Here is a 1,268-nt window from a genome sequence, read left to right on the forward strand (position 1 = left end):
TTGGAGTTGCTACCTTTGTTAGGACAAGATTCTTATACTCTTTAACTTTAATATTATGAAAAAAGTTAGAAAACATTACAGTTTAGAGTTTAAGATCGGTGCAGTTTCATTAAGTGAGCAAAGGGGTAATATTTCTTCAGTAGCCGAGGAGCTGGGAATCTGCAAAGAGAGTCTGGTTACATGGAGAAAACTGCAAAGAGAAGGTAAACTTACTAAGGAAAAACAAATTTCCTCCGATCCCATAAGAGAAGAACTTCTGAGACTTCGTAAAGAACTAGAAGATACAAAGCTTGAGCGTGATATCTTAAAAAAGGCGGTAGGCATCTTCTCCAAGAGAGACGGGTAAGATATAAATTTATCAAGGATCACGCTAGAGTGTTTCCTGTCGGGAAGATGTGTGAGGTATTAAAGGTAAGCAGAAGCAGTTTCTATCATTGGAAAAAAAGAAAACCTAGCAGGAAATCAGAAAGAAGGGCAATGTTGTCTTCTGAGATTTTTAGGATTTATCATTGGAGTCATGGAAGATACGGAAGTCCTCGGATTGCCAGGGAACTAGAATCAAAAGGAATAAAAGCTTCTCGTCCTTTTGTGGCAAAGCTGATGAGAGAAAGAGGCTTAAAAAGTATTGTAAAGAAGAAATTTAAGAAAACTACCAATTCTTCTCATAGGTATCCTGTTGTTCAAAATTATTTGAATCAAAATTTTAAGGTTGAAAAAAGTAAAGAAGTCTGGGTTTCTGATATTACTTATATCCGAACAAATCAGGGATGGTTGTACCTGACCACAGTCATTGATCTGTTTGACAGAAAGGTGATAGGATGGTCACTAAGTGAGACAATGAAAGCTCAGGACACTAGTGTTGCAGCGTTGAAAATGGCAAGGCTTCACCGTCCTTTAGAAGACCATGACCAATTAATTTTTCATTCAGACAGGGGAATACAATATGCTTGTGAGGAATTTGTTTCTATAGTTGGAAAAAATGTTACCCGAAGTATGAGTGGAAAGGGAAACTGCTATGACAATGCTGTAGCAGAGAGCTTTTTCAAGACTCTGAAAACTGAACTTATTTATCAAAATAAGTATGAAACCAGAGACCATGCCAAAAACTCTGTGTTTGAATATATAGAAACATTTTACAACATCCGGAGAAGGCATTCAGCTTTAGGAAATTTAACCATAAGAGAATATCAAAATTTAATGTCTAATCAATCTAAAAAGGCAGCATAAAGAAGTATATAAATTTTGTCTCAAAAATAGTTGCAAGTTCA

The 1,268-nt window shown here is 35.9% G+C and carries 2 protein-coding genes; both read left to right on the top strand.

Annotation, left to right across the window (positions count from 1 at the left end; translation table 11 throughout):
- Positions 1 to 55: 55 nt before the first annotated feature.
- Positions 56 to 346, top strand: coding sequence for a transposase (locus tag V6R96_RS20815; RefSeq protein WP_407934768.1), 291 nt, complete (start codon positions 56 to 58; stop codon positions 344 to 346).
- 11 nt (positions 347 to 357) lie between these two features.
- Entirely contained in the window at positions 358 to 1,227 is an 870-nt protein-coding gene (locus V6R96_RS20700; RefSeq protein ID WP_407934769.1) for an IS3 family transposase, read from the top strand.
- Positions 1,228 to 1,268 lie beyond the last annotated feature (41 nt).

This window comes from Chryseobacterium sp. CCNWLW53 (assembly GCF_037083525.1).
Classification (GTDB): domain Bacteria; phylum Bacteroidota; class Bacteroidia; order Flavobacteriales; family Weeksellaceae; genus Chryseobacterium; species Chryseobacterium lathyri.

Coding starts and splice junctions, on each gene's coding strand:
- V6R96_RS20815 (WP_407934768.1), top strand. CDS start 56: ATGAAAAAAGTTAGAAAACATTACAGTTTAGAGTTTAAGATCGGTGCA.